Raw genomic sequence first — 8,871 nt, forward strand, 5'->3', positions numbered from 1 at the left:
GGTCAGGAGGGGGCCCGGGCGCGGCCCGGGGAGGCGGCCACCGACCGGCCCCGGCGCACCCCCGTCGAGGTCCCCGCGGGCACGCTGCTCGACCACCACTGCCACGGCGTGCTGCGCACCGACCCCGGTCCGGCCGCCTTCGAGGCGTTCCTGACCGAGGCGGACGGGCCCGCCGCGCCCGGGACCAGCTTCTTCGACACCCAGCTCGGCTTCGCGGTGCGCCGCTGGTGTCCGCCGCTGCTCGGGCTGGAGGCGCACTGCACCCCGGAGCGCTATCTGGCGCGGCGGCGCGAGCTCGGCGCCCGCGAGGCGACCCGGCTGCTCCTGCGCGGCAGCGGCATCGGCGCGTACGTCATGGACACCGGCCTCCCCGGCGACATCACCGGGCCCGACGAGCTCGCCGAGCTGAGCGGCGCCCCGGTCCACGAGATCGTGCGCCTGGAGCGGCTGGCCGAGCTGGTGGCCGACACCACCCGGGACGCGGACGCGTTCCTGGCGGAGCTGGCGGCGCGGATCCGCGCGGCGGCGACCACGGCCGTGGGGTTCAAGTCGGTGGCCGCCTACCGGTACGGGCTCGACCTCGTCCCCGAGCCGCCCGCGCTCCACGAGGTACGGGACGCGGCGGCGAATTGGCTGAAAAAACGGCCGAAGGACGACCGTCTCAAGGATCCGGTGCTGCTGCGCCATCTGCTGTGGTCGGCAGTCGCGACCCGGCTCCCGCTCCAGCTGCACACCGGCTTCGGCGACCCGGACCTCCGGCTGCACCGCTGCGACCCACTGCTCCTGACGGACTTCATCCGGGCCACGCGCCGCTCCGGCACCCCGCTGATCCTGCTGCACGGCTACCCGTACCACCGCAACGCGGCGTATCTCGCCCATGTGTACCCGCATGTGTACGCGGACATGGGCCTCACCCTCAGCCACACGGGCGCCCGGGCCGGTGCCGTACTGGCCGAGATGCTGGAGCTCACCCCGTTCGGCAAACTCCTCTTCTCCACCGACGCCTATGGGCTGCCGGAGCTGTACGTGGTCGGGGCGCGCCTGTTCCGGGAGGGCCTGGACGAGCTCCTTCAGACGTGGACGACCTCGGGCGCGTGGTCGCACACCGACGCGTACCGGGTCACCGGCCTCCTGGCGAGCCAGAACGCRGAGCGCGTCTACCGGCCCCCGGCGGACGTCTGAGGGGGCGCGGGGCGCGGGGGCTCAGTCCCCGTCGGGGTCCGCCCGGTCCAGCGCGGGCCGGGGCTGCGCACCCGTCTCGTGCAGCAGGAAGTCCGCCGCGGCGGTGTCCGTCACGAGGCTCGTGACCAGCCCCGACCGCAGCACCGCGTCGATCGCGGACGCCTTCCGCGCACCCCCGGCGATCGCCACGACCTCGGGAATCCGCCGCAGCCGGTCCGCCTCGACCGTGATGCACCGCTCCCCGAGATCGCGGCCGACGCGCCGCCCCTCCGCATCGAACAGATGGGCGGACATCTCGGCCGCGACGCCGAGGGAGGCGTAGTGCGCCCGCTCCTCGTCGGTGAGCATGTCGTGCACCGTGGAGATGCCCGGCTCCCACGAACCGATGGACACCGCCGCCACGGTCACCTTGTCGAAGTACTCGAAGGCCCGCGCGATCCCGGTCTGGTTGCGCAGGGCCGCGGCAGTGGCGGCGTCGGGCAGCAGCATCGGCGCGTAGATGGGGTGGGCGTCACCGCCGGACACCTGGGCGGCGCGCCGTACGGCCTCGACCGAGCCGCGCTCGGCGGTGCCCGCGTCGTACACCCCGGTGAGCTGCACGACCGTGCAGGGCGGCAGCCGGTCGAGGGCCGCGGCCATGTGGATGGTGGACCGGCCCCAGGCCAGGCCCAGCACATCGCCCTCGCTGACCAGCTCGCCGAGGAGATCGGCGGCGACCTCGCCCAGGTTCTCCGGGTCGGGGGACGACTCGTCCTCGCCCGCCTCCGGGGACTCGACGACGACCGCGTGCCGCAGCCCGTACCGGGCGCGCAGCGCGTCCGAGCGCTCCGCGTCCAGCTCCGCCGGAACGCGGATCTCGATCCGCACCAGGTCGCGCTCCAGGGCGGTCTCCAGGACCCGGGCCACCTTGAAGCGGCTGACGCCGAACTCCTCGGCGATCTGGATCTTGGACTTGCCCTCCAGATAGAAGCGGCGGGCCATCGCCGCCGCCTGCACCAGCTCCGCGGGTCCCATCCGCAGGGCTGACCGTCCCGCCGACATTGCAGACACCGCGATCTCCTCACTGCTGTTCACACTCTGGACTCGCTGTTCATCCTGTCAGATCCAACGGTCCTTGATCAGCCCCGGAGGGCCGCGTTCACCGAGCCGTGGCTCAGTGGCCGCATGCCCATGGGGCGCTCGCCGTGCTGCGTTCCGCCATGGAGCGCAGAGTACGCACCGCGTCGGCGGGGTCCTGTGCTCCGTAGACGGCCGACCCGGCCACGAAGACGTCCGCGCCCGCCTCGGCGCACCGCTCGATGGTCGTCGCGGAGACCCCGCCGTCCACCTGGAGCCACAGTTCGAGGCCGTGCTTGGAGATCAGCTCCCGGGTGCGGCGGATCTTCGGCAGCATCACGTCCAGGAACGACTGGCCGCCGAAGCCCGGCTCCACGGTCATGATCAGCAGCATGTCCAGCTCGGGCAGCAGGTCCTCGTACGGCTCGATGGGCGTCGCGGGCTTGAGCGCCATCGACGCCCGCGCCCCCTTGGCCCGGATCTCCCGCGCGAGCCGCACGGGCGCGGCGGCGGCCTCGGCGTGGAAGGTGACCGAGCCGGCCCCCGCCTCGACGTACTGCGGGGCCCACCGGTCCGGGTCCTCGATCATCAGATGGCAGTCCAGCGGGATGTCCGTGGCCCGGCGCAGGGATTCCACCACCGGCACACCGAGCGTGAGGTTCGGTACGAAGTGGTTGTCCATGACGTCCACGTGCAGCCAGTCGGCGCCTTCGACGGCCTTGGCCTCTTCGGCGAGGCGCGCGAAGTCGGCGGAGAGGATGCTGGGGTTGATCTGAGCCATGCCCCAAGCCTGCCATGCCTCGCAGCACTTGCCTGCCACGGTACGGACTCGGTGCCCGCGGGGGGCGAGACCTACGTCTCTCCTACGCCTCTCCCACGACTCGCCGGACCGGGACGCTCCGTGTAATCCTGGTGTTTCAGGCCATTTCGGGAGCGGCAACCCGCGCCGACCGCGGGCCCCCTGGGGGACGTGATGTCCGACGCGCACAGGCACCGGAACCCGCATGAGAACCACTCCGCGCCCCCCGGGCGGCTACCCGGCGGGCGCTCGGCCGCCTGGCTGGTGTGCGGTCGCCGGACGAAGTGGCTGGTGCTCGTCCTCTGGCTGATCGTGGTCGCGGTCGCCTTCCCGCTCGCCTCGAAGCTCACCGACGCGCAGGACAACGACGCCACCTCCTGGCTGCCCGGCAGCGCCGAGTCGACCCAAGTCTTCGACTCCGCCAAGGCGTTCAGGCCCGAGGAGGTCCCGGCGATCGTCGTCTACGCGCGCGAGGGCGGCCTCACCGTCACCGACCGGCAGAAGATCGCCGCGGACGCCACCGCGATGCGCGCCCTGAGCGCGGACGGCATCCAGGGCGCCCGCGTCCAGGGCCCGCTGTTCGACCCCGCGAACACCGCCGCGCAGATCCTGGTGCCGGTCAAGATGGACAAGAACGGCTGGAACCACATCGCGGACGCGGTCGACCGGCTGCGCGACCGGTCCGGCACCTCGCGGAACGGGCTCCAGGTGCACATCACCGGCCCCGGCGGCACCTCGGCCGACTTCGCGAAGGCCTTCTCCGGCATCGACTCCACGCTGCTCTTCTCCGCGCTCGCGGTGGTCGTGGTGATGCTGCTGATCACGTACCGCAGTCCCACCCTGCTCCTGGTGCCGGTGATCTCGGTGGTCTGGGCGCTCGCCGCCGCGCAGGCGGTGATCTATCTGCTGGCCCGGCACGCGGGCCTGACCGTCAACGGCCAGAGCGCCGGCATCCTCACGGTGCTGGTCTTCGGCGCCGGCACCGACTACGCGTTGCTGCTCGTCTCCCGCTACCGCGAGGAGCTGCGCCGCCACGAGGACCGCCACGAGGCGATGGCGCTGGCCCTGCACCGGGCCGGACCGGCGGTCCTGGCCAGTGGCGCCACGGTCATCCTCGGCATGCTGGTCCTGCTGGTGGCCGAGATGAACTCCACCAAGGGCCTCGGCCCGGTCGCGGCCATCGGCGTGGCGGTCGCGCTGCTCGCCATGCTCACGCTGTTCCCGGCGCTGCTGGTGATCTTCGGCCGCTGGATCTTCTGGCCGGCCAGACCCGTCTTCGGCTCGGCCGACCCGACGGCGCGCGGGGTGTGGGCGCACGCGGGCCGCCGGATCGCCACCCGCCCCCGGGCGGTGTGGGTGACGACCGCCGTGGTGCTGGCCGCGTGCTCCCTGGGCCTGCTCCAGCTGAGGGCGGACGGGCTGAGCAACGCGGACTCCTTCACCGGCAGACCGGACTCGATCGTGGGCGCCGAGGTGCAGGCGAAGCACTTCCCGGCGGGCAGCGGCGATCCCCTGGTGATCATCACGGCGGCGCGGCAGGCGCCGGAGGTGCGCCGGACGGTGGCGGCCACCGACGGGGTGGTCCCCGCGTCGGTCGGGGTGCCGCCGGGCACCGCGGCCGGGCACAACGGCCAGGTCCTGCTCGAAGCCACCATGACCGCGCGCCCGGACAGCGCCGCCGCGCACGCGACCGTGGAGCGGGTACGGGACGCGGTCCACGCGGTGCCCGGGGCCCACGCGCGCGTGGGGGGCGGTACCGCGGCCGTCCTGGACATGGAGAAGGCCACCACGCACGACAACAAACTGGTCATCCCGCTGGTGCTGCTGGTGGTGCTGTGTGTCCTGGGCGTTCTGCTGCGGGCACTGGTGGCACCGCTGCTGCTGATCGCCACGGTCGTGCTGTCGTTCGCGGCGGCGCTCGGCATCAGCGCGCTCGCCTTCCGCCATCTCTTCGACTACGCGGGCGAGTCCACCGACTTCCCGCTCTTCGTCTTCGTCTTCCTGGTGGCCCTGGGCATCGACTACAACATCTTCCTGTCCACCCGCATCCGTGAGGAGGCGGCCCGCCAGGGCACCCGCCGGGGCGTCGTGACCGGTCTGGCCGCCACCGGAGCCGTGATCACCTCGGCGGGCCTGGTCCTCGCGGGTACCTTCGCGGTCCTCGGCACCCTCCCGATGACGGCGTTCGCCGAGATCGGCTTCGCGGTGGCGCTGGGCGTGCTGCTCGACACCTTCGTGGTCCGCTCGATCCTGGTGACGTCCCTGTTCCTGGACGTGGGCCGACGGGTGTGGTGGCCGCACCGGCTGTCCCGGGAACCGGAGGAGGGCCCGGCCGCGCCGCCTGCCGGGGTCCGTACGCCCGGCGCCTAGGGCGTGTTGCGAAAGTCCCGCCTGCCCCGACGAACCGGAAAGGGCCCGGAGTTCGCGACTCCGGGCCCCTTCTCTCACGCCGTGCGCCGCAGCAGCGCCAGATACATCGCGTCCGTCCCGTGCAGATGCGGCCAGAGCTGTACGTCGGGCCCGTCGCCCAGCCCCGCGACGCCCGGCATCAGCGGCCGTACGTCGATCCACTCGGCCTCGACGGGAGCCCCGCCCCGGCCCTTGAGCACGTCCTCCACCACGATCCGCGTCTCGGCGAGGTGCGGCGAGCAGGTCGCGTACCCGACGACGCCGCCCACCCGGACCGCCGACAGCGCCTCGCGCAGCAGCCCGCGCTGGAGCGGCGCGAAGCCCTCCAGGTCCTCGGGCCGGCGGCGCCACCGGGCCTCGGGGCGGCGGCGCAGCGCGCCGAGCCCGGAGCACGGCACATCCATCAGGACGCGGTCGAAGGAGCCCTCCCGCCACGGCGGCCGGGTGCCGTCCGCCGTGATCACCTGGTACGGGCCGGGGTTGCCGGCGAGCGCGCGCTCCACCAGCCGGGCCCGGTGCGGCTGCTTCTCGGAGGCGAGCAGGGCCGCCCCGCGCCCCGCGGCCAGCGCGGCGAGCAGGGCCGCCTTGCCGCCGGGGCCCGCGCAGCCGTCGAGCCAGCGCTCGTCGCGCCCCTCGATCGGCGCGTTCGCGAGTGCGACGGCCACCAGCTGACTTCCCTCGTCCTGCACCCCGGCCCGGCCGTCCTTCACGGCGTCGAGCGCGCCCGGCTCACCGCCCTCGGCCATCCGTACGGCGTACGGGGACCAGCGGCCCGGCAGCGCGCTGTCCTCGCCGACCGCGTCCATGAGTTCGTCGGTGGTGGAGCGGCCGGGGCGGGCGACCAGGGTCACCTCGGGCCGCTCGTTGTCGGCCTCCAACAGGTCCTCGATGCCCGCACGGCCACCGCCCAGCGCGTCCCAGAGCGCCGAGACGACCCATCGCGGATGCGAATGCACCAGGGCGAGATGGTCCTCGGCGTCCTCCTCGTACGGAGGCGCGATCTTCTCCAGCCAGCCGTCCAGGTCGTTCGCCGCGATCTTGCGCAGCACGGCGTTGACGAAGCGCGCCCGGCCGTCACCGAGCACCACGCGGGCGAGCTCCACGCTGGCGGAGACGGCCGCGTGGCTGGGGATGCGGGTCCCGAGCAACTGGTGCGCGCCGAGCGCGAGAACGTCGAGGACCGGCGGGTCCACCTCGCGCAGCGGCCGGTCGATGCAGGCCGCGATGATCGCGTCATAGGTGCCCTGGCGGCGCAGGGTGCCGTAGACGAGCTCGGTGGCGAGCGCCGCGTCGCGGCCGTCGAAGTTCCCGCCCTCGCGGGCCTTGCGCAGCAGGGGAGGCAGCACGAGGTTGGCGTACGCGTCCCGCTCGTCGACGGCGCGCAGCGCCTCGAAGGCGAGGATGCGGACGGGGTCCTTCTTGGGGCGGCGGTACGGCTTGCCGCCGCCCTTGCCGTCGCTGCTGCGGGGACGGCCGTGCGGCTGATCGTTCACGTGAAAGGTGCTCCGCTGGTCAGATGGTGCGAACCCGACCAGCCTACGACTGTTCGCCGCGCGCCCCCACCCGGGTCCGCGCGCCCCGTTCAGCCGACGTGCTCGCCCGGGGCGATGCGCACACCGCGCGCCCAGTCCGCGCCCTTCATCGGCTTCTTGCCCTGGGGCTGGACCCACAGGAGCTCGACGGCGTGCGAGCCGGTGCCCACGTACACGTTGTTCTTGCCCGCGGACAGCTCGCCGGGCGCCAGGTCCGTACGGTCCGGGACCGGCATCGCCTGGACGAGCTTGAGCCGCTCGCCCCGGAAGACGGTCCAGGCACCCGGGGCCGGGGTGCAGCCGCGCACCACGCGGTCGACCCGGAGCGCGGGAGCGGCCCAGTCGATCTGCGCGTCCTCGACGGTGATCTTGGGGGCGAGGCTGATCCCGTCGGCGGGCTGCGGAACGGCCTTGAGCGTGCCGTCCTCGATGCCGTCCATGGTGGCCGCCAGCAGTCCGGAACCGGCGAAGGCGAGCCGGGTCAGCAGATCGCCGCTGGTGTCGGTGGGACGGACGGCCTCGGTCACCGTCCCGTAGAGCGGGCCGGAGTCCAGGCCCTTCTCGATCTGGAACGTCGAGGCTCCGGTGATCTCGTCGCCCGCCATCAGCGCGTGCTGCACGGGGGCGGCACCGCGCCAGGCGGGGAGCAGCGAGAAGTGCAGGTTGACCCAGCCGTGCAGCGGGATGTCCAGCGCCTCCTGGGGGAGCAGTGCCCCGTAGGCGACGACCGGGCAGCAGTCGGGGGCGATCTCGCGCAGCCGCGCCAGGAAGTCCTCGTCACGCGGCTTCACCGGCTTCAGCACCTCGACGCCGGCCTCCTCGGCGCGCTGGGCGACGGGGCTGGCCACCAGCCGACGGCCGCGTCCGGCGGGCGCGTCGGGCCGGGTCACCACGGCGACGACCTCGTGCCGGCCGGAGGCGATCAGGGCGTCAAGGGCGGGAACGGCGACCTCGGGGGTGCCTGCGAAGACGAGCTTCACTGCGGAGTACCTCGCTTTGTAGAGAGCGACGCCCAGTCTATTGCGTGTCCGGGCCCGCACGTTGGGTGTCCCGGCCGTGCCGCCGCGCAGGACGTTCGAGTGAGCTGTTCGGGTTTCCTTTCGCGGTATCGGGACAGGGGCGTACGCCACTTCGCGCGCCCTGCGCTCATACCCATACGCCCCCGCAGCGTGACCACAAGAGCGGGTGGCGCGTTGGTCAAGAGAGATTGACCGAAACGGGCCGCGCGGGCGGCCCGATCCCTTTTCAACAACGCCGGTCCGAGAGGCTTGTTCATGGCCGACCACGCAACCCACGACGCCCAGGCACGGGCCAGTCTGCACCTGTTGGTGCGGGACATCGAGCGGGTCCGCCGGCAGGTGGACGCGCTGCGCACCCTCACCGCCCAGCTCGGCAACGTCTACCGTCCGCGCCGCTCCGGTCCCTCCACGGGCTTCGTCGTCTACGGCCGGGCCCCCGCCCCCACCGTCCGGCTCGCCCAGGAGCTGCGGGACAGCGTGGAGACCCTGGTCACCGCCGCCGTCGACTTCGACCGCTCCCTGGGCTTCTCGTGGGACGCGGTGGGCTCGGCGCTCGGGGTCACCAAGCAGGCGGTGCACCGGCGTTACGGGGCGCGGCGGGCCGCCGCGCAGAGCGCCGAGGCCGAGCGCCCGGCGGAGACGACCGTGACGCGCACGCTGCCGGTGCCCGCCGTGATCCCCGCGGTGCCGGCCGCGCGCTCGATGCCGCCCCAGCCGACGGCGACCTCGCAGTCGCTGCGCGAGGAGGCCCGTACGACGGCGTTCCCGGGCCCGCGCAACGGCTGACCGCCCGCCCTCTTCCCGTGCCCTCGCCGCACCTGGGCGTGCGCCGGGGGCACCCTGTCCGCGACGGCCGGCCGGGGGTGCGGGCGGG

7 protein-coding genes are annotated in these 8,871 nt (G+C 73.6%); 3 read left to right on the forward strand and 4 right to left on the reverse strand.

All coding sequences use genetic code 11. The features are described from left to right. The first annotated feature begins 84 nt into the window (after window positions 1-84). Window positions 85-1,182, forward strand: a complete 1,098-nt coding sequence (locus ACJA3G_RS22405; protein WP_406554820.1) for an amidohydrolase family protein — start codon at window positions 85-87, stop codon at window positions 1,180-1,182. Between the two features lie 21 nt (window positions 1,183-1,203). Here the strand turns inward: ACJA3G_RS22405 and ACJA3G_RS22410 are convergent, their stop codons facing one another. Next, complete coding sequence (locus ACJA3G_RS22410) at window positions 1,204-2,256, reverse strand: sugar-binding transcriptional regulator (RefSeq protein WP_406554814.1); 1,053 nt, start codon at window positions 2,254-2,256, stop codon at window positions 1,204-1,206. Window positions 2,257-2,335: 79 nt separating this feature from the next. Continuing rightward, complete coding sequence (gene rpe / locus ACJA3G_RS22415; protein ID WP_406554815.1) at window positions 2,336-3,019, reverse strand: ribulose-phosphate 3-epimerase; 684 nt, start codon at window positions 3,017-3,019, stop codon at window positions 2,336-2,338. Between the two features lie 192 nt (window positions 3,020-3,211). On the opposite strand from rpe, the gene ACJA3G_RS22420 reads away from it, so the two are divergent. Then, window positions 3,212-5,407 (forward strand): MMPL family transporter, encoded by a 2,196-nt coding sequence (locus tag ACJA3G_RS22420; RefSeq protein ID WP_406554816.1) that lies wholly within the window; start codon window positions 3,212-3,214, stop codon window positions 5,405-5,407. A 74-nt stretch (window positions 5,408-5,481) separates the two neighbouring features. Here the strand turns inward: ACJA3G_RS22420 and ACJA3G_RS22425 are convergent, their stop codons facing one another. Together ACJA3G_RS22425 and fmt are read right to left on the reverse strand one after the other, a co-directional pair. Then, window positions 5,482-6,939 (reverse strand): RsmB/NOP family class I SAM-dependent RNA methyltransferase, encoded by a 1,458-nt coding sequence (locus tag ACJA3G_RS22425; protein ID WP_406554817.1) that lies wholly within the window; start codon window positions 6,937-6,939, stop codon window positions 5,482-5,484. Between the two features lie 89 nt (window positions 6,940-7,028). Beyond that, complete coding sequence (fmt, locus tag ACJA3G_RS22430) at window positions 7,029-7,958, reverse strand: methionyl-tRNA formyltransferase (RefSeq protein WP_406554818.1); 930 nt, start codon at window positions 7,956-7,958, stop codon at window positions 7,029-7,031. A gap of 294 nt (window positions 7,959-8,252) precedes the next feature. On the opposite strand from fmt, the gene ACJA3G_RS22435 reads away from it, so the two are divergent. Beyond that, a complete protein-coding gene (locus ACJA3G_RS22435) occupies window positions 8,253-8,783 on the forward strand; it encodes a hypothetical protein (RefSeq protein ID WP_406554819.1) in 531 nt (176 codons plus the stop codon). Window positions 8,784-8,871: the final 88 nt, after the last annotated feature.

The sequence above is a fragment of the Streptomyces sp. YS-3 genome (assembly GCF_045257485.1).
Classification (GTDB): domain Bacteria; phylum Actinomycetota; class Actinomycetes; order Streptomycetales; family Streptomycetaceae; genus Streptomyces.

Coding starts and splice junctions, on each gene's coding strand:
- rpe (WP_406554815.1), bottom strand. CDS start 3,019: ATGGCTCAGATCAACCCCAGCATCCTCTCCGCCGACTTCGCGCGCCTC.
- ACJA3G_RS22420 (WP_406554816.1), top strand. CDS start 3,212: ATGTCCGACGCGCACAGGCACCGGAACCCGCATGAGAACCACTCCGCG.
- ACJA3G_RS22435 (WP_406554819.1), top strand. CDS start 8,253: ATGGCCGACCACGCAACCCACGACGCCCAGGCACGGGCCAGTCTGCAC.